Source organism: Acinetobacter sp. BD54 (assembly GCF_044778325.1).
GTDB classification, from domain to species: Bacteria; Pseudomonadota; Gammaproteobacteria; order Pseudomonadales; family Moraxellaceae; genus Acinetobacter; species Acinetobacter baumannii.
In genome coordinates this window covers 163,356-189,516 of record NZ_JANJEP010000001.1, presented here as the reverse complement: position 1 = coordinate 189,516, position 26,161 = coordinate 163,356, and the positions used below count along the sequence as shown (strand labels likewise).

Sequence of the window (26,161 nt, the reverse complement as noted above, 5' to 3'; positions counted from 1 at the left end):
CTTTTATTGACTGGGATTAATGGAATCATTATTCAAAGGCGAGTGTTCTGCCTGAATAATTGTGTTTTTTTCCGAAGAAACACGGTTAGGTTTATTTGTATTTTGAGATGCATAAAAATTATCCCAAATAATACGTGGGTCAAAACTTAAAGATGCAAACATGGTTAAAACCACAACCGCACCAAAAGCAATTGAACCCGGTCCCGCTAAAATAGTTGCAAGCGATTGAATTTGAATAAGAGCGGTAAGTAAAGCTACCACAAACACATCTATCATGGACCAGCGCCCTACAAACTCAACAATGCGGTAGAGTTTAATGCATTGCTCCGGTGCAAACTTCCACGCCGCGGATGACTGTATATATACAACCAACAACAGGAAATACAAAATAAGAAGCTTTAGCATCGGAATAAAAATACTCGCCATAAAAATGACCACCGATACTAAATAATCTCCACTTTGCCAAAAGTAAATGACCCCACTCATGATGGTATCTTGCTGACGGCCCAAAAGAGAGTCAGTTACGGTCATAGGAAGGACATTTGCAGGAATATAGAGAATGGTCGCAGCCACCACTAAAGCAAAGGTACGATTTAAACTTCCCGGCTTACGCTCGTGTAAAATGCTATGGCATCTAACACAGCGGAGAATTTGGTTTTTATGAGCCTCAGCTTTATTTACTTTTGAGGAATTCAATAACCCACAGCAATGACACAATATCAGTGAAAGATCTTTGGCTCTTGGATATTGTTTTAAAATCATATTGGTATTTGTGATTTTTTCAGGAGTCACATTTTTTATTTTTGCCATGGCTGTGACCTATCAATTTCATTCCATATATCACTCACCTTTACGGAAGTAATATAAACCATCAATAGGCTCAAAACCGCAAATGCCCATAGAGCAATTTCCGGAATAACAAGAACCATGCCCATTAGTTTTACAAGCGTGACCAGAATTCCAATCAGAAACACTTCAACCATTCCCCACACTCTCATAAAATAAAGTGTTCGCAAGGCACCGACTAAAAATTGAGGACGTTTCTTTAATATACTGACCGTACCGAGTACATAGCCCAGCAATAACAAATACGTAAGTGGCACAATGAATGTAGTAATTAAAATAAGAACACCGACAAATGCCCGATCGTAATGAAACATCACCCATACGGCGCCCAGTAAAGTGGTTTCGGATATGTTGCCTTGCAGTTCAATTTTGACAATGGGAAAGCTATTGGCAATAACAAATACAATGAGGGCCGTTAAAATTAGAGCTAACAATGTAGTAAAAGGCTTGGTATGCCGATAAAGCTCTGCACCACAGCAGACACAATAAGCTCTTTTCCCGTAAGCAAGCGGGACTCTACGATAGACGGTATCGCACTCCTCACATCCTGCTAATTCTTTAAGCTTCATAGTTATACTCTAAGATTTATCGTTTTACTGTGCTAATAACTGCTTGCTATAACGCTTGCCTAAAATAGTATTTATAAGCAATGTGCCAAACTAATCTCATTTCTTCAAGAAAAAATTAGTGACTGTATCAATGAATTATTTTATTAAATAAAAGAAAAAGAACTAAAAGCCCCTTTTCTCAAAGGAGCTTTTAACACGTTTAAAATTAAATGGATATTGTATTTGAATAAAATTAGGCGCTCTTCAACGCAAAAATATTCCAATGCAACTTCACGCCCAATACGCCTAATAAAATTAAACCTGCACCTAAAACTTGAGTACTCGTCAACACATGATCAAAGAAGAAATAATCAATCACTATGGTCGATATTGGATAAATAAAAGATAAGATCGCAATATTATTTAAAGGTATTTTCTTAATTGCCGAATACATTAAATAGTAAAGAAATGCGGTATGCAAAACTCCCAATCCGACCACAAACAACCATTGTTGACCGATCGGCGGGTTAACAAAAACCGACATAAATGGAGTCATGGCAATCGCCCCGCTCAGGGTTTGTATAAATACAATTAATAACGGCGGTGTATTACTTAATTTTTTAGTGATTAATACCGATATGGAATAAAGTGTTGTGGCAATAAGAACCAGCCCCAAGCCGACTAACTCATTAGAGTTCACCGAAGCACTGCCTAAGCCTATAATCACGATTAGCCCTATAAAAGCAACGATAGTCCATAGCACATCATTCTTATTGAGCTTTTCATGAAAGACCAAAGCCCCTAAAAATAAAATGACAAACGGGTTCACATGATAAACAATCGTCGCTAAAGAAATAGAAGTTTTAGGAAAAGCAGCAAACAGTAGAACCCAGTTAAAAATAATTAGAAGGCCCGAAGTCACCATTAAAAACAATTCTTTTTTACCGAAGTATACTTTTTTAAAATGACCATAGTAGTAACAAATCGATATTAAACACAATGCTGAAATAAGGCAACGGAAAAATACAATATTAACGGGTGATTGACCTGACTTAATCACAAATAGACCAATACTCCCTGAAAGCAGCATGGCTACGACCATTTCAAGCGTGCCGACTTTTCTTTTTAAATGATGATCATCCACGAATATCTCCAAAAATTTATATTGTTAAGTCTTCATCTATTTTTATTTCAGATTTTATAAACTCACTCTTTCTTAGTATTTGGTGAGTTTTCAGTCTAAATAACTTGTCCTTTTTAAAATCTAGAACAATAAAATAAAAGATTAATCATGTTAATTTTTAATTAAGAAATCATTATTTCAAAATAAAAAGATAGTTAATTCATTCTAAAATACTGATTCTTTAGTTCAATAAATTTAGTTAACCCTCACTAAAAAGTAATCTAACAACTTGGTTTGTTCTTCGGCTCTGTCTGAAGTCAAAAGTCCTAAAATTGCCCCATCTATCATAAATATAAAAATTTCCGCTTCGGCATATGAAACGGCTTTTTTAGTTTCCATAAGCAGGCAGAAAATTTCGTTTTTAATCCATCGTCTATAGCGTATTGCCGTTTGGTAAGCTGTAGGATAACTCGTTTTAATTTCAAAAATTGCTTTAAACAACAGATAATAAGCGCTCTTTAAATTGGCATGTAAGTGATAGATTTGCCTGAGTTTATGAGCGAAAGTTGAATAGTGAGTCGTTTCTATCTCCACTCTTACTTTTTCCATTAATGTGTCTTTTTGAAGTAAGAGGCATATTTCAATCAGACGTTCTTTTGAATGAAAGTAGTTATAAAAAGTAGCTTTGGAAATTTTAGTTTCGCTAATAATTCGGTCTACCCCAACCTTATGAAACCCGTATTGTTTAAATAAATCCGATGCTATGTAGAGCACGTGTAATGCTCTAAATGAAGTGCCTAAATTTTTCATGTATACCGCTTAAAATAATTTTTTGTTGTATGTAAAAAGAGATAAAAATGCCGTCACTCTTAAAATGAGTGCTAAATACAGGCATGCGAAAACCGCACAAAATGGTGTGCTCGCCTATCTCGGGTTTATTGTTGCTATGATTTTGAGTCGTAACGATGCTTAAGGCGTAGAAAACCTACGGTCTATTGAGCCGTTTTAATGACTGTTTAGGCGGTATAAATAGAGAGAATTTGGCAAAGGCCAATAAATAAGAAATAGTACGCATAGAAAACTCCTCATGTCTAAAGAAGCTCTACCGAATCACTGTCAAATGATTATGGTGGCAGAACGAGAGAAGGTTGACAGACTGGTTAGACGCCAGCACACCCGAAGGTGTCCCTCTCCCGTCCTACCGCTACGGGAGGAGACGAGAAGCTTACACACAGAACTATTCCTCAGAAGAAATAACTCTGATGCGGTCTAAATCAGCCTGTCAAAGCCGGCTGGCAATGTAGGCCAGCAGGCAAAGGATAGTGCTCTGCCCTATTACAGTCAAGCACACAAAATGACATTTGTTTTAAAATAGATCATTAAAAAGTAAGGATAAATAATTAAAATTTATTGTTAAATTGGGGTGTATAAAATACTTATCAACGTTACATAGGTAGATATCGGTTTCTTGGGTAGAGATGAATTGGCCCCGATTTCTACAGCACGTGTAACTGAAGAACAGATTCAACAATTTTTTGATTATTTAGAGTCAATCCCTGAAGCAACGAAGTTTGATTAATGAAAACCTGATATAAGGCAAGTTCAGTTTTTGTATATGAAAAGTAAAAAAACTTGGCCTTTTAAGCTCAAAAAATAGCGCTTAACTTTTATGCTAATCTCATGTCTTTTATCAATTTTTATATAATTTTTTCACCCCAAAATTCAGTTTTACCACTAAGTAAACTTATGTAACTTTATCCATACAATTTCTCCACAATTTAAAACTCTAACATAAACAAATAATTAGTTCTCTTTTGCTATCTTGTTGATCATTAAGAGAACACCTCTTAATTCCCTTTTCTTGAGTAACTTATCGTTATTCTGTCTCTTTATTCTGCAATTTTTTAATTCAGTATTTAAAACCGTATATTTTCACTTTAAATACTGAGATTCAATTCTTAGGCTAGATATGCGCACATCTGAAAAACAAGTAAAACCTATTGAGATTGATGATATCAATATCATCGAGAACGAAAAAACCAAAAAAGCGATTACTGCAGCTGCATTAGGTAATGCAATTGAATGGTTTGATTTCGGAGTTTATGGTTATGTGGCATACGTTCTCGGTAAAGTATTTTTCCCAGATGCTTCACCAAGCGTGCAAATGATTGCCGCGCTTGCTACATTTTCAGTACCTTTTATTTTCCGTCCATTAGGTGGTCTTTTCTTTGGACATTTAGGTGACAAATACGGACGTCAAAAAGTTCTGGCCATTACTGTCATTATTATGTCCATCAGTACCTTTGGTATTGGCCTTATTCCATCTTATGAAACAATCGGTTTATGGGCACCTATTCTTTTACTCATCGTAAAAATTGTACAAGGCTTCTCCATTGGTGGTGAATACTCAGGTGCTGCGATTTTTGTAGCTGAATATTCTCCAGACCGAAAACGTGGCTTTATGGGAAGCTGGCTTGATTTTGGATCGATAGCCGGCTTTGTACTTGGGGCTGCAACTGTCGCCTTGATCACACACGCCGTGGGTGAGGCACGTTTTGCCGAGTGGGGTTGGCGTATTCCATTCTTTCTCGCTCTACCACTGGGCATAATCGGTTTATATTTACGAAACCGCCTTGAAGAAACCCCTGTATATCAACAGCATTCAGAGCAACAAGCACAAAAAAGCAAACCTCAAAAATTTAGTTTCAAAGAAATTTTTGTTAAACATAAGCGTAGTTTATTGGTGTGCATTGGCCTCGTAATCAGCACTAACGTTACTTACTACATGTTGCTAACTTATTTACCAAGCTATTTTTCGCATAACTTAGGCTATTCAGAAGCACATGGTGCACTTATTATCATTGCGGTTATGGTTGGCATGTTATTTGTACAACCTGTGATTGGTTATTTGAGTGATAAGTTCGGACGTCGCCCATTTATTTTTATTGGAAGCTTTTCTCTTATTTTCTTGTCCTATCCTGCCTTTGTATAACTTAACTCTGGAGTAAATTATCAAATTTTTATAGGCTTACTTATTCTTGCTTTATCTCTCAATATGTCTATCGGAGTGATGGCATCAACTTTACCTGCCCTATTTCCAACTGAAATCCGTTATAGCGCTTTAGGTATTGCCTTTAATTTCTCAGTGGTTATTGCTGGTTTAACCCCAACTCTTACCGCAACTCTAGTTGAAACTACCCATAATCTGATGGTTCCAGCTTATTACTTGATGATTTGCGGGGTGGTAGGTATTGCTACTGCAATGTATTTAAAGGAAACAGCCAATAAGCCTTTAATTGGGGGCGTGCCTATTGCTCACAATATAGAGGAAGCACAAGAGTTACTTGAAGAGTTTCATGAAACTATTGAACAGAAAATTGAAAATATTGATCAGAAAATTCAGGAGCTTCAACAAAAACGTCAAAAACTTGCTGATAAACACCCTGATATAGCATGAGTAAAGCAACGTTTTTTATAAGAGTAGCGACTTAAATGTCGCTATTCTTTTAATATATTTTTCATTCAATTTGATAGTAAAGAAATAATTAACTTAGTAAATCTATTGGAATAATATTTAATAAACAAAAAAGCCAATTCTTTCGAATTAGCTTAATTACAGCAGACCAGCTTTAGTTGAAAATTGCTTCTTGGTTTTATTGTTCGCAACAATCTTCATTCGTTTTTGTTATAGGTCTAACTTAGCTTTCCATTGTGACAATTCAATTAAAAAAACACCTCAGCCTATCCCAAAACAAACTTAATACATTTATAAGTTATTTTAGAGAACTCCATCACAATTTTGATGGATGCTTATGATAAACAGCTACACAGCAAAAGGTTTAAATCTATTATGCTTGAGTTATCTAATTGTTAAGTATGTATGATGGAACAGCAAACTTTATTACAAGAACTGAACTCACTCATTGAATACTATTCAAAAAGAACCGATTGCCCGCCTAGTCGAATACGCATCGGCTATAGAGCTTATGCAAAACTGATGCAGTGCCCGCCTTTTGCCGATGAAGTAATAAACTCGGCGCTAGATCCAAATAAGCGGAAATATAAAAAGATAAAAATTAAAATTACAAAAGATGATGATCAGTTAGAAATTGAATAGTTTGGTTAAAGATAAAAGCCCATGAACTGAGCTTTTATCTCCTCTATAAAACAGCTTTTAAAACTCGACTTGTACCGTGACCGTATCTTGATAAGTTCCCGCTGGTATCGTGTCTGCGTTTTCATCCACAATTTTTGTAGTAAACACATAGTTCTGCTGAGTTACCCCGTTATGTACCCCTGGGTTAATTGTTGCATTTAAACTCGACCAACGCTCGTTACCGCTTCCCCATCGGTCATTCGATGAATTCTTGAAAATATCGTATTTTAAAAATGTATTTCCCGTTTGTGACTTCATGGCTCGCTGGTTGCCATTTTGCGGGGAAAGTCCATTATTTAAACTCACATAATATGGAGTATTTACCGAACAACGTATTCCCATAGAAGATTGAACAGGCTCAAGCTTGGAAGCAAATGCTGCCGTACCAAAGTTTACGTCTTGAGCTAAAATTCGGCAGTCTGGCAGTACGGTAATTGAGAGTGAACCAAGCGAGTCTGCCCCACTTCCCCAGTTAAAACCAATACCCAATGCACCGCGTCTAAACCCAGGACTCTCAAAGAACACCCCGATTCCCACAATCGCAACTGCGGGTACAGAATAGAACCATTTTACTTTTAACGGTGAGTCGGCTTGATACACACCCGGCGATACACTTTGTCCAGCCGGAAGCCGTATGTAGAAAGGTAAATTGCCATCAGGCCCGCTAAAAAGATTGACTAGCGTAAAGCTACTCATGTCTTTTTCTTGACCTAAACTAATGATTTCATTGTTACTGTCTAAAATAATGGCGTTAAGTTTTTCTCCGGTCTGAGCATTGGTAAATGAATTTGACATTTGCTCGACCCGATATTTTAGGTAGGTCATGTTTGCTAAAGCCAAGCTAAAACCCGTACACGACAAACCCGAATTAAACTGTGATGAGTTTTCACCGTTTTCCATTAAGTAAATAGACGGGACCGAAATAGAGGATGTACCTGAAGCACTCACACTACATGCAGCATGAGCCAAATTTCCCGTCAACATCAGTCCAGAGAACATACATAAATGTCTGAGTAATTTTTTTGTTTTTATATTCATGGCAAAGATACCTCGTGACAAGTAACAGGTTTAACCACCACAATCTGCTGCTTGGCTTGTTCTACATCTACAGAAAAATCTGCTTTACAAATACTTTGGTCCGAACGCTGAACCGTTACGGTGTTATTCGGTTTTAAATTTTCTAAATAGACAATGCCATCCATTCCCACATAAGAAGACTCTTGATCAGCTCTATGTACTACAGACCCTACCGGCACAGGTTTGCCATCTGCCTGAGTCAAATAGACATTGGCAGAAATAGACTGATGAACTGGGAACTTAATCACAACACCCGAGCCACGTTTAGCAGCAATACGTTGTTCAACTTGCGTGATAGTGAAGTTTGAAGGTAAATCGATTGGGTCGACGCTGTATTTACCCGAATAGTAAGGCGTCACCGATGGCACAAAAATATGGCCTTTTTTATTACTGCGGCCAATTAAACTGTTTTCATATCTGACCAAAACATCAGGCACTTGGTTTGTATCGATCAATGCAAAAGATTCACCTAATCGGTTTGAGGCAAATAAATCTCCTGCCATATAAATGAGAGATCCGGATAGGCCAAACCAGTAGTTATAGTCATGGTTTCCAGACAGACCAAAGTCAGTATTAATATAACTGTTGCGGTAATTGACACGTGCCTGATTTAAATCTTCACTATTTTCATTAAAACGTCGGGTTAAATCGACACCAAAACCACCTTCAGATGGAACAGAGCGGTTGAAGTTAACATAGCCAGTATCGCCCTGCTTATTAAACGCATAACCTGAGTTAACAGTCGCGTTTCGCTGAAACAGAGGTATCGAAAGCTGAAACGCAGCACTCCATTCTTTTTCGATGAAATCACGGTTGGCACTTAATGAAACAGTCACGCCATTCATATAAGTCGGTAAAACAGGCGCCCAAGACAAATTTAAGAAGCGATTTTTAAAGTCATTTGCCTTGGTATTGATATAACCGACGCCAAAAGTTCCTGAGTTTTTGGTCGCAAAATAAGTATTGGCCGTTAAGCTTTTATTGCTATTTACTGAAATTAAATTGCTATATTGCAGCCGTGAAAGGTCAGTATATTCATCATCACGTTGGTTATGGTTAATGCTAAAACCAAACCGATTACGGTTATAGCTGTATCCAACTGTATATTGGTTACCTTCCAAGTCTTTCGTTCGATCTCCAGACATAGATTTGTCGGCTTTACTTTGGCTAAAAGAGGCACTCAGCACACCTAAATTTGCAAGCTTGAGTACAGACCCAGCACCCAATAACTGTAAATCTGAAGAAAGCTCGGTGCGTCCTTCTACAGTCAGCCAGTCATTTACCCCATAACGGGCATCGGCTGCACTTGCAAATTTTCCATAAGAAAAATTCTTAAGTCCGTAGTCTTCACGGATTTTTCCTAAAGACAATGAGTAATCAAATAAGCCGGGCTTGAGCAAAGTATTAGAAATATAAAATGGGACCGCTGTTGTGACTTGACGCCCGACTGCATCAGTCGTAACCACAACGGCTTCTCCTTTACCGTTAATAAAAGGAACATTATTTAAAATAAACGGTCCAGACTGTACTTCTGTTGAGCTGGTCTTTTGCCCATTAATAATTAAGTCGACTGTACTTGGCAACGCGGCTTGCCCAATAAATTGTGGCAATGGATAGGTAATTAAATCTGGTCGGGTTGAATAATTTCTCTGTACCTGAAAACCGCCTAGTCGAACAGAACTTCCCCACGTCGTTTTACTACCGGTAATAATGTCACCCAGTAAAAAAGATGTAGCGTTCTTTTGGTTATCAAACTGCCAAGATGTGTCATAACGACGATAGCCATCATTATCTACAGACTCGGCGTTACCTTCATTTTTGTATTGGTTTTTGACATAGACACCAGAGTTTTTAATGACCCCTAACGGAGAGAAAAAACGCTGCTCAGTAAATAAACTACTGGTTGAACCGCCTTGATAGGGTCTATATGTATAAAAATCATAGTTATTGAGCAGCCCTATACCAGACTGAGCGACTTCCGGCTTATACCATGAGTCTTTACCCAAAACTTGAGTGGGCATCCAAGCGGGCGGAAAATTGAGCTTAAAGTATTGATTCGAAGATTGATATTCATAACTTACATCTTTTAATTTATCTAAAGATATCCAATCACTCGCGTCACCACTAAACCCCAAGGTCAAAACATCTTGATTCGATAAAGATGTGTCAGTGTTTGTTAATAACTCTTGAGGGATCTTAATTTCTAATTCATCAATCAGCTTCTTTTTTTGTATGAAGTACTCATCATTTTTCACAATCACTGGCACAACTTGCTGGACCGAATATTGGTTCACAACCAAATCTAGGTACAGTTTAAAAAGTTGATTAATTTCATTAATGTCTCTTGGTGGTGGAGGCAAATCGCCTGCGAACACAGTATTTGGAATATTTAAACATCCACCCGACAATAAAATCAGCAAAATACTTTTGCATAAATTATTATGCCGAAGGATCATGATGGATCCTCCATTTTGGTGATTTCGATCAATTCTTGTTTAATACCAGAACTGTCCACACCATAAATTTTAGATGTTTTTGACAACTCATGTGCCGTTGACTGATCAATAGCAAACTTTACAGTGCTATTTGATAAAACATAGCCAAAAGCAGCCTTTCCTAAAGAGATATCATTACCTGTTTTTGAAGTTTTCAGTGCCGAAAGACGCGCAAACTTCTGACCATTATTTTTAAGATATAGCTCAGACTGGCCTTGTTGATTGTTGCGAACTGACCACTGCAAAACCGGTTTTGCTAAAGCATTTTTTGCATTAAGTTTTTGACTTTCTTCGGTTACTCCACTGCCAATTCCTTTCCCATAAGCAAACAATGGAATTGAGTAACGCATTTGGAAACTTACTTTAGAAGCATCTTGCTCGTTGCCATCAGAAAGTCGGATCGGCAACTCATCTACAATCAAACGATATGACTGCTCTTTGCCATCCGGCAAATTGGCGCTTTTGGTTAAGCGAAGCATATGCTTCTCGCCTGCTTTAATTTTAGCTACAGGCGGGCTTGGTATAATTTCTGATTGCTCACTATAGTTATCTTTTAAGCCATCTTGATTCCATTTAAATACCCGAATTTGCACCATCGCATCGGTCTTACCCGTATTTTGAAGCCAAACCGCAGTTGCCTTTTCATTGGCTTCAATTTTTGGATAAATCGGCCAAATTAGAAAAGTTGCTTGTGCCATCACAGGTGTAACAAGTGATAATGTACTTGCAAATAAAAAAGATTTTAAAATGCCATTTTTAATAAATGCAGAATTGTTCATACAAATCACCATGTAATCATTATTGAAACAGTATCTTTATAAATTCCGGCCGCATGGGGTTCATTATTATTTTCTAAATCAACGACACCATATATTTCAAAATTTGCCAGACGGTTTGTAGGTGTTGTAGCAGGCAATAAATATTTATCACCTACAATATATTCATTGGATAAACTACTAGAGTTATATAGCTTGTAAGATAAATAACTATTAGATGAACCATTCTTCATACGTCTTGTATTATTTTGAAGGTTTTCACCACCATCTATAGAAATACTTACAGGTAAACTTTCCGTACAACGAATATTCCAAGTACTTTTGCTATTAATAATATTAGTCACTACTTTATTTTTTGATAAAGCAGAGTGTTTACCAAAATCCATGTTTTGCTCAATATTATCTATTGAACAGCCATTTTCAATTTTAGCTTGTACTTTAAAACTTGAATTGAGCTGAGGATCTGCTGCATATATAAATTGACTAACAGATAGCAAAAATATTGCTTTAAAATATAAGTATTTCATTTTTCTTAAAACTCAATCGTAATTGGTACTATATCTTTATATTCACCCTTAGATATACGACTACCATCATGGGTTGCTTGACCAAAAATATCGATATTCTTTTTATTATTCATATCATTAAGAATAAAAGCTTCATTTGCTTTAATGACTTGTTTATTTAAACCATAGAGCAAGTTATAAGCAATAAAATCTCTACCATTACTTAAAGCATGATAATAATTTTGTGAAAATGAAGCTGGAATATTACTATCATTATTTCCTGCTCCAAATATTATTTTTACAGTTGAAATACCTGCACACTCGATCTGAAAACCTGAATTACCATTATTAACTAAACTAGCTTCTAAAACCCCTTTAAAAGCTGTGGTAGCTTCACCAAAATCTATAGTTCCAAAATTTAAATTTGCCGTATTATTTTCTACAACATTATTATTAACAGAACAAGAAGGTAATAATTCAATTTGACTAGTTAATTTAGCTCCAATTTCACCCGCATTTACTAAAGAAATTAAAAAATAAGAAATTATAAATGCCGAACCACGATTGAATATCATCTTCCCTCCATTTAAAACAGGTCTACTCATATTTGAGCAAACCTGCTACTCAATTAATTATTTCTTTTTTATATTTAGAAATTTACAGTGACTAATAGAGTATCTTTATAATCGCCTTGTGCTTTTGGTGTACCTGTGTTTGGAGCAATTGCACCGAAAATTGGTACAGCAGTAGCTTGGCCACTTACTGTAGTGAACTGTTGTGGTTGGTTTACAACATAAAGGTTTGTACGTGCAGCATCGCGATAAACGTTATATGCAACTACATCAGCAGAAGCAGTATTTTTTAAAGTACGGTCTGTACGTTCACCACCATCAATTGCGACTGTAAAATCAACAGGATCTGTTCCGTCACAAGTCACAGAAATATTGCCACCTGTTGCTGCTGAAGCAACTTCAGCAGTTAATACGTTATTCCAAGTACCGGAAGTTTTACCAAAATCTAAAGTACCAAACTTGTTCATATTTCCTTCAGTTTGACTACCACCTACAGTACAGCCTGTTGAGATATTCAATTTAACGTCAACCTGTCCAGTAACAGCTGCTTGAGTATTTACCGCATAACCAGCAACTATTAATGCTGCAAGAAGTGATTTCTGAATGTTTTTCATATTCATAACCTACATATATAATGATTAGATTTGTAGAACAAAATGAATCAAACTCGACAAATAAAATATGGCTAATCTGTTTTATATATAAAACAAACTACCTTTTACTATTGTGTGATTCTCTTCACAATTTAATAACAATTATTTAACTTGTATACACATATTACAAAAAGACTATGTTGAGTTATTTAAAATCAATTTTTTTAATCTTATAAAAACACCCGATTAAATACCCACCCCTACTTTATTAAAATGACTAAAAACTAGAAAAAGAAATTATTGTTTTAACGATCATACTTTTTAAATAGTTATTCAAATACAATTATTTATACACACAACAAAAATGAGCATTATTTATTTTTATTAAAATAGGTAACATGACCTATTTTAATCCTACCTAAAGAAATAAAAATAAGTCATTTGACCCATTTTTTAACCATTAATTAGGTCGAATGACCTAGATTTAAAAAATATAGGTCATCCGACCTAATTTTAGTTTAATAGAATTTAAATATTTTATTTATATTTTTTTAATTTCATGGTTTAGAATGCCTTTTTTTAAATAGTACTTACAGGCTGGATAATGATCAAAATTGATACCTTTGATACTATGCAAATAAAGAAGTCCTTTACCACGCTAAAAGGGCAAGAAAGAATAAAGCAGATCTTAAGAAATGCTGAAATAGTTTTTCTTACTAAAGGTTATTCCGGATTTAGTATGAGAGGAGTTGCAACTCAATCAAATATTAGTTTAAGTACTTTGCAACATTATTTTCAAAATAAAGATATTTTATTAAAAGCTTTACTTAATAAATTAATTTGTGACTATATACAGCGTATTGAAATTTTAATCAATTTGAATGCAAATGAACCACCTTTAATTCGATTTATGAATATTATCACTAATATAATTTATGAAATAGAGCAACCGATCATTACAAATGCATTTAAAGAGTTTTTCTCTATTTCAGATCATTTACCCTATGTATATGAAGCTTTGTCAATCATACAAAAGTATAATCTTGAACTTATATATAAAATCATCCTTCCTATTCATAATAAAATATCTTCAGAAGAATATAAAGAAAGAGCCATTATTATAATCACTCAACTTAATGGATATTTAGTTCAACATTCGAACAAAAATACAGATGAAAGTTATAAAGAATTTTTAAGAAGTATACTTTTAAAAAATATATTAAGATTAGTCAGTGAACCATAAATTTTAAAACATAGGAGCCAGTTCTCCTATGTTTTTAATATATGGTGGTGTTGTACTCAATTATTATATTACTGAGCGAAAGCTTTAATTTCACTTCGAATCAAAATATGTCGAGATGGAAAGTAAAAGCGATAAGCCAATTCGTAAGAGTCAAATAGAGCTAACTGAGATTGATGAGTTGCCCAATAATAGGCCGTCATTCCCTTTTCTTTCCTCAGATTTAAATAGTAAGGAACAGCAAAGTTGTTCGAAACAATCATAAAACTCATAGTATTTGATCTAGCTATTTAGTGGTTTTGGACAAAGTCAGCTTTAATTGAATCTAACGAACGTAATATGGGCGCCAACATAGACTCCGCAATTCGCATGGCTTCTGACTCAGACTTGTGTTGAATAGCTTGAACAAGTTCACTATGTATTTGCTGGTTTGGGTCAGGTAAATTTTTATTAGTCACTAGCTCTAAGGTGTATTGATAGCTTGAGTTTAAGAAATACTCATAAGTTGCCTGTAAAGCTTTATTATGAGTCGCCTTGGCAATTGCCAAATGTAGTTTCTTATCACTTAACATGAAGTTAGCAACATTTTGTTGATTTGTTGCTGCTCTATGTTCTAAACACGCTATAACATCGCGCATATCTTCAGGCGTGCTATGTCTAGCGGCTAATTTAGCAATTTCGATTTCTAATAAACATCGTACTTCTACGTGTTCATATAAATCAGAATGATGAATTGAATTAATCACAATCGAAAATTCATTTTTCGTGCGTACAAAAGTACCCAGCCCTTGTTTGACTTCTAAAACACCTAAATATTCTAAAATTTTAATTGCTTCTCGAATGGTGTTTCGACCCACACCCAAACCTTGAACAAGCTCAGGTTCAGTCGGAATTTTCTCATCTACTTTCCAAATGTCATTTTTAATATTCTGACGTATGACATGAATCACTTCATCGACCAGAGATCTTTTTTGAATTTGCTCAATCATTAAAATTGGTACTAGTAAGCTTAAACATACGGTGATACTATCATCCTATGTTTAATTGTTCAATTTCTCTTTCATGCATTTTTAAAGGTTGAGCCCATGGAATTAAGTCAGACAATTTCAAATCTTATTTTTGAAATTCAAAAGCTTACTCAAGCAGTCGAAAAAATTTCTAAAACCCAAGAAATTTCTGTAGATGTCTTAGATGAGGCGATTGCCTTTAGATGGGAAAGAGAAAATAATAAAGGTTCGCTCGTCGCGATCCGCAAACCTCAACTCATTTCTTTTAATCATCTTTGCAATATCGACAGCCAACTCAACAAAGTAAAACTAAATACTGAAGCCTTTGCAAAAGGCTTGTTGGCAAATAATGTACTCATGACAGGCTCACGTGGTACAGGCAAGTCGTCTATTGTAAAAGCCTGTTTAAATGAATATCACCACTTAGGCCTTCGGGTGATTGAACTTGAGAAAAAGTATTTAGAAGATTTGCCTAAAATTATAAACTTACTGCAAGACCGTACTGAGCGTTTTATCATTTTTTGTGATGACTTGGCCTTTGAAGCTGGTGACTCAAGTTACGCAACTTTAAAAACTGTATTAGATGGTTCACTGGCCTCTAGTTCAGACAATACACTCATTTATGCAACATCAAATCGAAAGCATATGGTGGCCGAATACAACAAAGATAATACCGAGTTAAATGTCGGGGAAAATGGCGAATTACGCCCTGGCGACAGCATTGAACAAAAGATTTCTTTAGCAGACAGATTTGGTTTACAAATTAATTTCTATGGCTTTAGCCAACAAGAGTATTTAAAAACTGTTCAATACTGGCTAAATGAATACAAATGGCAACAACGCGAAACTTGGGAAACGATTCAGTTAAAAGCTATTCAATATGCAACTCAGCAAGGCAACCGCTCAGGAAGAATTGCCAATCAATTTGCCAAAATGATTGTGGGCCAAGAAATGCTAAGTGCAGCAGGTTTAGCGGTTTAAGTTGTTGGCTATAACATGCTCCATAAAAAAAGCCCTTACGGGCTTTTTTTAATTAAGCAATAAATTTCAACATAAGCTGAATCACAGTTGCATTAATCAAGTCGACAAAGAATGCACCACAAAGCGGAACAATTAAGAATGCTTTATGCGATGGGCCATACATATTGGTAATCGCCTGCATATTTGCAACGGCGGTTGGTGTAGCCCCCATACCGAAACCACAGTGACCTGCTGCCAATACTGCCGCATCGTAATTTTTCCCCATTACACGGAAAGTCACAAATGCTGCGTATAAAGCCATCGTCAGTGTTTGAGCACCTAAAATAACCACAAGTGGACCTGCTAAGTCAGCAAGTTGCCAAAGCTTTAATGAAAGCAATGCCATTGCTAAATAAAGAGATAAAGACGCATTACCAAAAACGTCAATCGCGCGGTCAAAAATATCAACCTTCAACACGCTTTCTAAAATATTTCTTAAGATTACACCGCCACCAAGCGCCCAAACGAAAGTTGGTAACTCAAACCAAGTTCCCTTACTGAAGCCAGTCATAAATTCAGCAAATGCTAAACAGGCTGCAAACATACCAAGCGTGGTAATTGCATTGTCGGCAGTAATTAAACGAACTTGATGCGGGTTTTCAAACGGTGCAAGATCATCTGAATTTTGTTCAACATGCGTGTCACGCTGCTGAATCTCAGCATTGGTTTTTGCTTGAGCAAGGCTATAACGATTAATGAGCAATTTGGCTAAAGGACCACCAATAACACCACCAATAATCAAGCCAAACGTAGCACTTGCCATACCTAACGCTAAAGCACCCTGAATACCATGCTGGCTTTCTAGAATTTCACCCCACGCACCTGCTGTACCATGACCACCGGTTAATGTAATTGAACCTGCAATCAAACCAATAAGTGGGTCTAGACCCAATAAGGTTGCAAGGCTCATACCGACAGCATTTTGAACAACAATAAATGAGGCTACACAAATTAAGAAGATGACTAAAGCAGTACCACCCTCTTTAAGCTTCATAAAATTGGCACTTAAACCAATTGAAGCAAAGAACACGAGCATAAAGCTGGTTTGTAATTCACTGCTAAAAACAATACTGTATCCCCAAAAAGTGTGGACAAGTAAAGAAACTACCGCAGCGACCAAACCACCTGCTACTGGTTCAGGGATATTATAACGTTTTAAAAAATCAATCCGATTGACAAGAAAGCGACCCAACAATAGAACGATGACCGCCGAAATTAGTGTATAAAAACCATTAAAAACAAATTCCATATATACTACTTTCTGATTACATTCCTAACGGATTGTAAAATAATTATATTTTATTTTTTAATATGTAAAAAAAACACAAATAAACTTTACAAAATTACCCTACCAATAAATTTTTACTATTCTTAAGAATAGCTTAAATTTTTAAATATTTTATACAAAATCATGCCCTATAATTCAATTTATCAATCATTTCAAAATCTTATGTAAATAAATCATTAATTTAGTATAACTTCACTTTGATCTCTTAAACAGAAAATCCTGTCTTTTAGGTCACTGAACTCATCTTTTATTCCCTTTAATATCCGCAAAAGACCAGCTCGTTATTTGCTCTGGGCAACATCTTTATAGGTTTTATATTCAATGAGTTTATTGCTTAAAGTTCGACAGAATGTTCCACAGGTACAGTCGATTAAAACATCTCTTAAAAAGCGTGCTGGTCAGAAAATACCTCACATGCTCTCCAATGCATCAGATCTGTTTTTTAGAGGATCGGAAATTGCCCTGTCAGGAAAAACACCTTTTGATGTAATTTATAAGCATGAAATTATAAGCCTTCGCCATTATAGAAATGAGACAGAGGCTTCTGCACACAAACACCGTGTGCCGTTAGTGATTGTTCCACCTTTAGCTGTGAACATGCTCATTTACGATTTGTTTCCTACCCGCAGTCTCATACGCTATTTTTTAGATCAAGGCTTCGAGGTTTACTTAATAGACTGGGGCGTACCTACCCGAAATCAAGCCAAATACAATTTTGGCACCTACGTAAAAGTCTTTATGCCTGAAATGTTAAAGCAGGTCCGTATACATAGTGGACAACAACAGCTTTCATTACATGGCTGGAGTTTAGGTGGTGCACTTTCACTTTGCTATACCGCGTTATTTAAAGATAAAGATATTAAGAATCTGATGATTCTTGCTTCCCCGATCGACACACATAAAGCAGGTTATATGGGTAAGCTCTATGGAAGTCTGACTAAACCTGCACAGTGGGTCCGTAAGCATACGCCTTTTCGTATTCGCCAACATGTACCAAGTGAAGTGTTTCATATCCATGGATGGCAAAACACACTCGGTTTTAAATTAACGGACCCCATTGGCAATTTAAAAACCTATTGGCAACTTCTTAAAAATCTGGATAACCGAGAATTTATTGTTGACCACGCTACCTCTAGTTCATTTATCGACAATATGCTGGCCTATCCGGGTGGCGTTATGCGCGACATTATTTTACGTTTCTGGATTGATAATGAACTCTCAACAGGTGTAATCAAATTTGGGGAACTTACAGCTTATTTAAAAGATATTGATTGTTCAGTATTGGCTGTAGGTGGAGATACAGACATTATTGTGACCGCCGATGCTGTTAAGCCCCTTATGGATTTAATTAGTAGCCAAGATAAAACATTCAAAACTGTGCCCGGCGGCCATATGGGCGTAGTGTCCGGTAGCCAAGCTCCGACCTCTGTTTGGCCTGAAATGAGTAATTGGCTGGCTACACGTTCAGATTAATCAATTCAAACGTTAATGAAAAACCAGCCTGTTAAACTTTAGGCTGGTTTTAATGCACACTAAATTTTTAAAGTTTTTGCACAAATCTTCTAGAACTAATTTTATCTCTTTTATACTGTTTCAGGGGCTAAGATTAAAAGTTTATAGGTCAGTGCTTATGAGTAGTAACTGGGTGGATATGTCAAAAGATACCAATACGGGTATCGAAACAATCCGTGCTCATTTTACTGGCCATGCTTATGATCCCCATTGGCATTCAAGTTATTTAATTGGTGTAACTGAATCTGGCATTCAACAATTTCATTGCCGTAGAAAGCAAATCAATAGTCATGCTGGGCAAGTCTTTATGCTTGAGCCAGAAGAAATTCATGATGGACATGCGCCTGCATCTGATGGTTTTACCTACCAAATGCTTTATCTACATCCAGAATGGTTAAAGCAACGCCTTCAAGGTTTGTTTCACAACAGCCCTGATCATTACGAACTAGTGATTGATGCGCCATTAAAATCCGATGATCAACTCGCAATCATTACTTCACAAGCATTTCGACACTTACACTATAAAGAAATGAATATTGTGAAAGACAATAGTCTAGATGTGCTTATTCAATATATTGCCCAAGGTAAATGGTTAAAAAAAGCTTCTCAATCTTCGTGTATTCATGTACCCCAAATCGCCCATCAAATCCGAGATATTCTGCATGATCATTTATTTGAAGATATTGGGTTAGAAGATATATCACGTATGGTGGGACTAGACCGTTACCATATTCACCGTATTTTTAAATCCACTTTTCATTTAGCTCCTCATCAATATCTTATTCAACTTAGGCTTACTCGAGCACGTGATTTACTCGCTAGAAGTATTTCTCCAGCACAAGTTGCTTCTGATTTATGTTTTTCAGACCAAAGTCATTTAAGTCGTTGGTTTAAACGCTGTTATGGACTAACACCAGCCGCTTACAGAAAAATCTGCACAAATCTTCAAGATTAAAAATCTTAATTATTTCATCTTGTCTCTCCCAATTAACTAAGGTAGACAAGATGGAAAACCTCACTGCATTTTCATTATTTGCAATTGTTGCCTCAATTACTCCAGGCCCGACCAACTTTATAATTTTAAGTTTAAGTAGTCATTATAAAATTTCTAAAACACTTCCCGTTATTTTAGGTTCTTGTATTGGAGCAGCCTTACTTGTATTAGTGGTTGGTATTGGCCTTGGCTCCACTATTCTTGCTTACCCTGTTATTCAAAAAATTATGACATGGAGTGGTTTAATCTGGCTTACCGTTCTAGCTTGGAAACTATATAACTACAATCCTGTTATCTCTTTAGAAAAAAATGAACAATACCCTCCTATTGGTTTTAAAGCTGCTTTTTTAATGCAAGCGATTAATCCTAAAACATGGATGATGGCTTTTGCAGTTATTAGCGTCTATACAAAACAGGGACAAGATATCTTGATAAATGTCTCAATTTTATCCTGCATTTTTTTACTTATAGCATTTCCTTGTCTCTACCTATGGGCCTTAGTAGGCAGACTAAGTACTCGGCTTCTTTCAAAACCAAAACATATAAATATTTTTAACAAGATAATGGCTATTATATTACTAGCCTCAGTCTGGTGGCCCATGTTGCCTAGATTTTGATCATCCAAACCTAATCAAAATAGATAAGGAAATCTATTTTTAACAAACATATTTTAAATTTATATCTTTAAATTATTAATTTTCATTATACAAATTATAAAAACTCATATTAACTAACTTTTTAATAATAATATTTTTAATTCATCAAGTTTTATTTAAAAATAATGATTGAAAATCCGATGTTACTTTTTGTTATTTATGTAAAGACCATCCCAACAATAATTTTAAATAAACATATGTAAAATATAAAGTTTTATTCATATAACTTTGTAAAATTAGGTTATTTTTTATACAAATGTAGGCAATGTCTCACAATTATGTAAGCTAAAGCTTACAACATAATTGATTGTTTTTCCTATAATTAATTTCAGTACATATAAGCACTCTTTACTATTAAATAGAAAGCTGAATATTAATAAAGAGATCTGGAGAAAATGATAAAGTCATCTTTATTAATATAAAAAGTCTCAATAATAGAAAAAGAATCTCAAAAAATGAATATGTACTATCTTTCCTCTGGAAACAGAGGAAAGATTACTTTTTAAATCTTCAGATAGGATATAAAGAATGTTTATTGCAAAAAATATATTTGTATATTTACTATCAATGTTAGCTTTATGCTTACTAATTATTCTTTTTAACTATCTAGGAATGAATCAGACACTAAATCTCATCATTTCTTCAGCGCTCTTTGGAATATTTATTACTTGGTACTACAAAGGAAGCGGACTGTGTATTGCCCTTTTTAGCTTTTTTTACTGGGCAATGTTTGTGATTAGTCAAAGTTTAGAAGTGATATGGATGCTGTCGATTTCAGTAATTGTCTATTTAGTCATGACACAAATCGTACCTAAACTCAAACACATCCATATCGGTATCGCATCTAATAGCTAGAACGGGTTTACTCCCCTATTCACCATTCCAACTTTTTTAACCGTATTCATCTTGGTTTGCTCTGCAATTAAGAGTTCATTTAAGAAAAATTTGAGGTTTTGCTGGTTCAGCAAAAGCGGGTTAAAGGTATTCTCTCCCATGTTAAGAAAGAAAGCTTCAATATTTGTATTACGCTGCACGTATTTCATTGACCAACGCTGAAAAGAGTGTTCATCAATGGAGTATGTGCATAACCATTTAATATTATAATGCCTTTGATCTTTTTGAATTTTTTCAAATAATCTTTCAACGACCTCTTGTTCGCCTTCTAGACATTGAAAAAATGCATTATCGGCATAATAAAGCACCCCACAAATCCCGTTTAAATCGTTGAAATCACGAGCTTCTGTCAGAATATCACGTAAATCTTGTAGCAAATCTTCATTTTTTTCATTTCGTTGGCTGGCATAACACAGGCGAACGTTCATAAGACTTCCGTGAAATATAAAATTTCATTATTAATGGAATTTTCAACTTAACATACCTTTATTTAAAATACTTTATATTTCATTATTATAAAAAATTTATAAGCTTGCTTATTTCAATAAAAAAGCCCGAATCTAGTTCGAGCTTTTTATTTAAAATGAAAAATTATTTAACACGTTCAATTTGTAACACTTCAATTTCAGTCGGTTTAACGCGGTGGGTATCAACCTCACCTACAATACGCACTTTATCTCCAACCTTTAACTGCCAACCATTTGCCAAATCATCATCGACATCAATCATGATTGAACCTGTTTTGTCTTTAAATTCATAATGGTCGCCAGCAATATGCTTAACGATAGTACCAGTTAAGGTTACCCCTGTTTCATCAGCTAAAGTTTTAGCTTTTGAAACAGTGACTACATTTTTTGCTGCTTGATTAAGTAAAGCGGGATCTGTTCTTGCAAATGCTGTACTACTAGTTAATAAAACAAGTCCAGTGAGTGTGGTAAATAATATTTTTTTCATGAATATTCTCCTCGTTATTTTATCTATAGCTATCTAAACAATTTATGAAAACCGTGAGTTTTAGCTTTTGTGATTTTTTGTGTCATCGTGTCAGATATACAGCACTATTGTTGAGAAGGTCTTTTCGTTGGCCTAGATGTTTGTATGGTCATAATGAAAAAAACCACATCGGGTGATGTGGCAAAAAGGTATAGCTCAATGAACACTAAAACACTATGTATAACAGAGGATTTGAGTTTAGAATATATTTTAATTATTAAAATAATCTTAAGAAAATAAGTTTAATTAAAGATTTTCTAAAAATTTTGATAAGCCTTCTGGCGCTCTTCCTTCGAGTCGACTACTGGTAGTTACCCGAACTAAATTGCTCCATGTAATATTACAGCACTGCCTTATCAGTTTTTGAATGAGCGAAACATCTTCATGGCAAGGAACAGGTTCAAAACCGCCTACTTGCATGTAAGCAGCAGCACTAAAACTTAAATTTGCGCCATGAATATGGTGATGATCCATACAATCCTGATAATGCGATAAATATTTTTTTTGTTTCATAACTGATAAACGGCTAAGGTCATCTAAAGTCACAATACCGCAAATTGCATCTGTAGGTTGATGCAAAATCTGACAGCGTAACCAGTCAGGGCTGACCACACTATCAGCATCGGTACAGGCCAGCCATGTTGCGCCATTTTGAATAAGTTGGCGGATACCTAAGTCCCGTGCCTTTCCGACACATGCATAATTGCATTCAATCCAGCTTACTCCGTAGCGCTGTACAATTGAGCGCGACTGATCCGTACAACTATCAAGTACGACCATGACCTCGACTTGTTCATCCGGTACTTTTTCAATCGCCTCCTGAATTGATTGCAAACAGGCTGGCAAATGTTGCTCTTCATTATGCGCTGGAACTACAACACCTATTTTCATCGTAATTGTTCTCGCTGAGCTATTGATGAAGGATTAACCGTCCAAACATCGACCATAAAGTCCGGATCGTTCAGACTTAAATAGTGATGAAATGGAAAAGATTGTTGAAAGCTTTGATGGACTTTTTGGGCATTCAATTCAAAATCCTGAATATCATGTCGCCAATGGCAACACAAAATTTCACCTTCCGGGTTTAAGGCCTGCTTTAACTGTTCAATAAACTCACCTAACTCATCGAATGTGAGGTAGTACGCCACTTCGCTAATTACAATCAGGTCAAATTTTTGTTCATAAAAATCTTCAGGTATTTTTCTATTTTCAACAGTCACATGTTCAAATGCTTCTAACCGTTGGGATGCGAGCTGAACGGCTTGCTTCGACACATCAATACATAACAGATGAGCAGCGCGCTGAGCCAGATAAACACTTAAATGCCCATTTGAACAACCAATTTCTAAAACTTTTTCATAGTGTGGTCGTGTTAATAATGCAAGGCAGATTTGTCTTTTACGGGCTTCATACCAGTGATAGTCATAGCCCCACGGGTCATTATTACTACGATACAACTCTTCAAAATACACACGAGAATGAATCACTCAGATATACCTCATAAGGCATTAAAAGACGGCTAATCGCACTTGAGGATAAAACGGCGGAATTTCCTGTGCTCTCATCGGCTTCAAGTTGTGTTTTAAATTGCATAACCGCCTGATGTTTTTTAATTAACTGGTTTTCAGTTAAGGCATAAGCTTTTGCTTTGGACCAGTTAATTCGCGTGTCAAAAGGCTCTGCCCAATGCCATGCCCAGATCAATACATGCAAACATAGTAAGTCCCGAGCTTCGGCAAAAGCTTGTACTGTTTTCCCGACAGCCTCATGATCTGGATGGCCATCAAGTGCATAGCTACAAATTAAAATATCTTCGGGCTGAACTATTTGGCTAAGCGCCTGATTCAATTGATCAGTCTGTAAATGAATTTGACCATCCATTAGATTTAAACCAATCCGTTCAGAAAAAGCTGAAATACCTAAAGTGTTTAAAGCAGCCAGTGTTTCTTGCGGACGTAAATCGTTCAATTGGTCAGGGGTATATTTCACTGAATGAGGATGGCTTTGTGTTCCATTACTGACTGCCAAAATGACAATATGACAGTTTTGCTCAACTAGCTGCTGCATTAAGCCGCCACAACCCAGCACTTCGTCATCAGGATGCGGAGCAACAATCACCACTCTTTTAGACTGAAACAACTTTAAATTCAGCCGATCTAAAGGATTCTTTTTAAATGCCTCAAGCCACATGAATTCGGGTGTACCTTCACCTGAAATCATACGGTCCTCTACTAAGGGATGCTTCAAAGTTCCCATAAGCTTTTCTCCGGTAAACAGAGCTCAGCAATAGACTCATAATCAAAAGCCGCATGGCTCTGTCGGATAAATACTGGTAAATCAGCGATGAGCTGTGAAAATGTAGGCTCTTCACAATAAGGATGCGCGCCCAAAGCTTTACCAACGAGTTGAATAACACTCTGGCAGCATTGTTCTGTTTGGGCACGTAATATACGGATTTCACGCTCATGGCTGAGCGCAGGCTCATCATCAATGAGCTTGGCAATATATTGAAAATACTGTTTGGTTACAGAAAGCTGTTGAGCCAACTCCCCTAAATACATTTTTTTAAATGCGTTTGGGTTAAGGGTGCAACTTTTATGTAAGAAGCTAACCAAGCGTACCGCGGCACCATACCAACAAGCCGCAACACCAGCAGCACCATGCCAAAAACCCGGACGCTCCAAATAGCAATTTGGCAGTCCGATAGGAATAACAGGAGTATTGTCAAAATGCACTTGAGCTGTTTGGGTTCCCTGCATACCGACTGCTTGCCAGTGGCTCAAGTCAACATAAACCGAGGGATGAGCCAAATCAACGATACAAAGCTGTGCTTGGCCTTCTTTGTCCTTATAACTCATTAGGGCTTTTTGAATAAACTCTGCACCTGAGCACCAGGTTTTTATACCATTACAATGATTGTTCTGGACCTGTACAGGTGCAGGCCCACCCTCTGCTGCCCATACCGCCCAAGTCTGATCATCGATTTCGACTTGATAGCCCAATTCATTTAAAATACTTAAAGCATCATGATGTGACTCAAATAATTTAGCGAGACTTAAATCATATCCTGAAATTTGAGCAAATAATTGCCATCGCTGATAGGTATGACCTGAAGCTGGATAAGGCAAACTTTTAGATAAACTTACCAATTGGTAGAGTAAATCTTGGCGGAGCTGACTTTTGTTTTCGGCCTGAGCATGTTCAAATTCATTCAACATACTCAAGATTGCCATATTTATAGATATTTTAATATTCATTACAAATAATTATTCAAAAGTATTCACTTAAACATATCGAAATAATTCTGTTTAATTAAAGATATAAAATGTAATAAAAAGATATTTTCTATAACTTTATTCAATGAATATTTCTTTTTATTTCATTGTTATTTAAATATATCGCTTAAGTGAAATTATAAAATAATCATGTAAGGTTTATTAAAAATTAAGGATTTCTGCCGTTTTATCCAGTAATTTAGTTTCTACCGTTTTTCTATTTCCAAAGAAGAGGTCAAAGATGAATACTTTAAATATTAATGATATTAAAAAACATGCAGACGTTATTGCTTCTTGTGGCACCAAAGTAGGAACTGTCGATCATCTTGAAGGTGAAAATCAGTTAAAACTCACCAAAGATGAAAATGATCAACATCATCTTATCCCTACTTCTTGGATTGGGGAGGTAAAAGAAGATCAAGTCATTTTAAATAAAAACTCAGAAGAAGTTAAAGAAAACTGGCAAGCGATTTAAATATCTTTGCTTAGTTAGCTTTTAACTTTTTATATTATTATAAAAACCCAACTACAATTAAAATAAAATAATTAAAATTAAAAAATAAAAAGCTCCTTTTTATTAAGGAGCTTTT

General features: G+C 35.8%; 27 protein-coding genes and 2 pseudogenes. 10 read left to right on the top strand and 19 right to left on the bottom strand.

The window, feature by feature from the left end:
- Positions 1-3: 3 nt before the first annotated feature.
- The 4 genes from NQ782_RS00995 to NQ782_RS00980 all read right to left on the bottom strand — a co-directional run bounded on the left by NQ782_RS00995 (position 4) and on the right by NQ782_RS00980 (position 3,327).
- Positions 4-810: a paraquat-inducible protein A gene (locus NQ782_RS00995; RefSeq protein ID WP_057092855.1), complete on the bottom strand. Its 807-nt coding sequence runs from the start codon at positions 808-810 to the stop codon at positions 4-6.
- A complete protein-coding gene (locus NQ782_RS00990; RefSeq protein WP_000768111.1) occupies positions 798-1,415 on the bottom strand; it encodes a paraquat-inducible protein A in 618 nt (205 codons plus the stop codon). The genes NQ782_RS00995 and NQ782_RS00990 overlap by 13 nt, the downstream gene beginning before the upstream one ends.
- Positions 1,416-1,647: 232 nt before the next feature.
- On the bottom strand, positions 1,648-2,538 hold the full coding sequence (locus NQ782_RS00985) for a DMT family transporter (protein ID WP_057093835.1): 891 nt from the start codon (positions 2,536-2,538) through the stop codon (positions 1,648-1,650).
- A 234-nt stretch (positions 2,539-2,772) separates the two neighbouring features.
- Positions 2,773-3,327: a TetR/AcrR family transcriptional regulator gene (locus NQ782_RS00980; RefSeq protein WP_031379736.1), complete on the bottom strand. Its 555-nt coding sequence runs from the start codon at positions 3,325-3,327 to the stop codon at positions 2,773-2,775.
- 646 nt (positions 3,328-3,973) lie between these two features.
- Between NQ782_RS00980 and NQ782_RS00975 the strand changes: the two are divergent.
- The 3 genes and pseudogenes from NQ782_RS00975 to NQ782_RS00965 all read left to right on the top strand — a co-directional run.
- Positions 3,974-4,096 (top strand): annotated as a pseudogene (locus NQ782_RS00975) (ADP-ribose pyrophosphatase); the annotation flags it as partial.
- Between the two features lie 390 nt (positions 4,097-4,486).
- A pseudogene (gene proP, locus NQ782_RS00970) lies at positions 4,487-5,974 on the top strand (glycine betaine/L-proline transporter ProP).
- Positions 5,975-6,400: 426 nt separating this feature from the next.
- Positions 6,401-6,634, top strand: a complete 234-nt coding sequence (locus NQ782_RS00965) for a hypothetical protein (RefSeq protein ID WP_000437833.1) — start codon at positions 6,401-6,403, stop codon at positions 6,632-6,634.
- A gap of 57 nt (positions 6,635-6,691) precedes the next feature.
- Here the strand turns inward: NQ782_RS00965 and csuE are convergent, their stop codons facing one another.
- From csuE to csuAB, 6 genes are all read right to left on the bottom strand, one after another.
- Positions 6,692-7,711 carry a Csu fimbrial tip adhesin CsuE gene (gene csuE / locus NQ782_RS00960; RefSeq protein WP_001022721.1) on the bottom strand — a complete coding sequence of 340 codons (1,020 nt, stop codon included), beginning with the start codon at positions 7,709-7,711 and terminating at the stop codon, positions 6,692-6,694.
- Positions 7,708-10,206 (bottom strand): Csu fimbrial usher CsuD, encoded by a 2,499-nt coding sequence (gene csuD / locus NQ782_RS00955; RefSeq protein WP_057093614.1) that lies wholly within the window; start codon positions 10,204-10,206, stop codon positions 7,708-7,710. The genes csuE and csuD overlap by 4 nt, the downstream gene beginning before the upstream one ends.
- Positions 10,203-11,036 (bottom strand): Csu fimbrial biogenesis chaperone CsuC, encoded by an 834-nt coding sequence (gene csuC / locus NQ782_RS00950; protein ID WP_005123655.1) that lies wholly within the window; start codon positions 11,034-11,036, stop codon positions 10,203-10,205. The genes csuD and csuC overlap by 4 nt, the downstream gene beginning before the upstream one ends.
- Positions 11,030-11,548: a Csu fimbrial biogenesis protein CsuB gene (gene csuB, locus NQ782_RS00945; RefSeq protein WP_057093612.1), complete on the bottom strand. Its 519-nt coding sequence runs from the start codon at positions 11,546-11,548 to the stop codon at positions 11,030-11,032. The genes csuC and csuB overlap by 7 nt, the downstream gene beginning before the upstream one ends.
- A 5-nt stretch (positions 11,549-11,553) precedes the next feature.
- Positions 11,554-12,102, bottom strand: a complete 549-nt coding sequence (gene csuA / locus NQ782_RS00940) for a Csu fimbrial biogenesis protein CsuA (protein ID WP_000577025.1) — start codon at positions 12,100-12,102, stop codon at positions 11,554-11,556.
- A gap of 74 nt (positions 12,103-12,176) precedes the next feature.
- The gene (gene csuAB, locus NQ782_RS00935) at positions 12,177-12,713 is read right to left on the bottom strand and encodes a Csu fimbrial major subunit CsuAB (RefSeq protein WP_000790104.1); all 537 of its coding nucleotides are present in this window, start codon (positions 12,711-12,713) and stop codon (positions 12,177-12,179) included.
- 583 nt (positions 12,714-13,296) lie between these two features.
- On the opposite strand from csuAB, the gene NQ782_RS00930 reads away from it, so the two are divergent.
- Positions 13,297-13,935: a TetR/AcrR family transcriptional regulator gene (locus tag NQ782_RS00930; RefSeq protein WP_000590088.1), complete on the top strand. Its 639-nt coding sequence runs from the start codon at positions 13,297-13,299 to the stop codon at positions 13,933-13,935.
- Between the two features lie 68 nt (positions 13,936-14,003).
- Here the strand turns inward: NQ782_RS00930 and NQ782_RS00925 are convergent, their stop codons facing one another.
- Both NQ782_RS00925 and NQ782_RS00920 read right to left on the bottom strand, forming a co-directional pair.
- Entirely contained in the window at positions 14,004-14,195 is a 192-nt protein-coding gene (locus NQ782_RS00925; protein ID WP_000637303.1) for a hypothetical protein, read from the bottom strand.
- Positions 14,196-14,222: 27 nt separating this feature from the next.
- On the bottom strand, positions 14,223-14,921 hold the full coding sequence (locus NQ782_RS00920; RefSeq protein WP_267581169.1) for a FadR/GntR family transcriptional regulator: 699 nt from the start codon (positions 14,919-14,921) through the stop codon (positions 14,223-14,225).
- Between the two features lie 96 nt (positions 14,922-15,017).
- Between NQ782_RS00920 and NQ782_RS00915 the strand changes: the two genes are divergently transcribed.
- Positions 15,018-15,920 carry an ATP-binding protein gene (locus tag NQ782_RS00915; protein WP_000423648.1) on the top strand — a complete coding sequence of 301 codons (903 nt, stop codon included), beginning with the start codon at positions 15,018-15,020 and terminating at the stop codon, positions 15,918-15,920.
- Between the two features lie 52 nt (positions 15,921-15,972).
- Here the strand turns inward: NQ782_RS00915 and gltS are convergent, their stop codons facing one another.
- Positions 15,973-17,208, bottom strand: coding sequence for a sodium/glutamate symporter (gene gltS, locus NQ782_RS00910; protein WP_000397471.1), 1,236 nt, complete (start codon positions 17,206-17,208; stop codon positions 15,973-15,975).
- 360 nt (positions 17,209-17,568) lie between these two features.
- On the opposite strand from gltS, the gene NQ782_RS00905 reads away from it, so the two are divergent.
- From NQ782_RS00905 to NQ782_RS00890, 4 genes are all read left to right on the top strand, one after another.
- Positions 17,569-18,720, top strand: a complete 1,152-nt coding sequence (locus NQ782_RS00905) for an alpha/beta fold hydrolase (protein WP_004746675.1) — start codon at positions 17,569-17,571, stop codon at positions 18,718-18,720.
- 157 nt (positions 18,721-18,877) lie between these two features.
- On the top strand, positions 18,878-19,714 hold the full coding sequence (locus tag NQ782_RS00900) for an AraC family transcriptional regulator (RefSeq protein WP_000097875.1): 837 nt from the start codon (positions 18,878-18,880) through the stop codon (positions 19,712-19,714).
- Positions 19,715-19,764: 50 nt separating this feature from the next.
- Positions 19,765-20,370 (top strand): LysE family translocator, encoded by a 606-nt coding sequence (locus NQ782_RS00895; protein WP_000429471.1) that lies wholly within the window; start codon positions 19,765-19,767, stop codon positions 20,368-20,370.
- A 567-nt stretch (positions 20,371-20,937) separates the two neighbouring features.
- Entirely contained in the window at positions 20,938-21,264 is a 327-nt protein-coding gene (locus NQ782_RS00890) for a hypothetical protein (RefSeq protein ID WP_000469224.1), read from the top strand.
- Here NQ782_RS00890 and NQ782_RS00885 read toward each other — a convergent pair.
- The 6 genes from NQ782_RS00885 to NQ782_RS00860 form a co-directional block, all read right to left on the bottom strand.
- Positions 21,261-21,731 carry an AnBLUF65 family BLUF photoreceptors gene (locus NQ782_RS00885; protein ID WP_001102888.1) on the bottom strand — a complete coding sequence of 157 codons (471 nt, stop codon included), beginning with the start codon at positions 21,729-21,731 and terminating at the stop codon, positions 21,261-21,263. The two genes, NQ782_RS00890 and NQ782_RS00885, sit on opposite strands and share 4 nt — an antisense overlap.
- Positions 21,732-21,894: 163 nt before the next feature.
- Positions 21,895-22,257, bottom strand: coding sequence for a NirD/YgiW/YdeI family stress tolerance protein (locus NQ782_RS00880; protein ID WP_000721831.1), 363 nt, complete (start codon positions 22,255-22,257; stop codon positions 21,895-21,897).
- 285 nt (positions 22,258-22,542) lie between these two features.
- On the bottom strand, positions 22,543-23,187 hold the full coding sequence (locus tag NQ782_RS00875) for a glycosyltransferase family 2 protein (protein ID WP_000690470.1): 645 nt from the start codon (positions 23,185-23,187) through the stop codon (positions 22,543-22,545).
- Positions 23,184-23,783, bottom strand: a complete 600-nt coding sequence (locus NQ782_RS00870; protein WP_000581924.1) for a bifunctional 2-polyprenyl-6-hydroxyphenol methylase/3-demethylubiquinol 3-O-methyltransferase UbiG — start codon at positions 23,781-23,783, stop codon at positions 23,184-23,186. The genes NQ782_RS00875 and NQ782_RS00870 overlap by 4 nt, the downstream gene beginning before the upstream one ends.
- Positions 23,758-24,552 (bottom strand): PIG-L deacetylase family protein, encoded by a 795-nt coding sequence (locus NQ782_RS00865; protein WP_000536980.1) that lies wholly within the window; start codon positions 24,550-24,552, stop codon positions 23,758-23,760. Before NQ782_RS00865 ends, NQ782_RS00870 begins: the two co-directional genes overlap by 26 nt.
- Entirely contained in the window at positions 24,540-25,514 is a 975-nt protein-coding gene (locus NQ782_RS00860; RefSeq protein ID WP_079745767.1) for an acyl-CoA dehydrogenase, read from the bottom strand. The genes NQ782_RS00865 and NQ782_RS00860 overlap by 13 nt, the downstream gene beginning before the upstream one ends.
- Positions 25,515-25,812: 298 nt before the next feature.
- Here NQ782_RS00860 and NQ782_RS00855 point away from each other — a divergent pair, with 298 nt between their 5' ends.
- Positions 25,813-26,046: a DUF2171 domain-containing protein gene (locus NQ782_RS00855; RefSeq protein ID WP_001094391.1), complete on the top strand. Its 234-nt coding sequence runs from the start codon at positions 25,813-25,815 to the stop codon at positions 26,044-26,046.
- Positions 26,047-26,161: the final 115 nt, after the last annotated feature.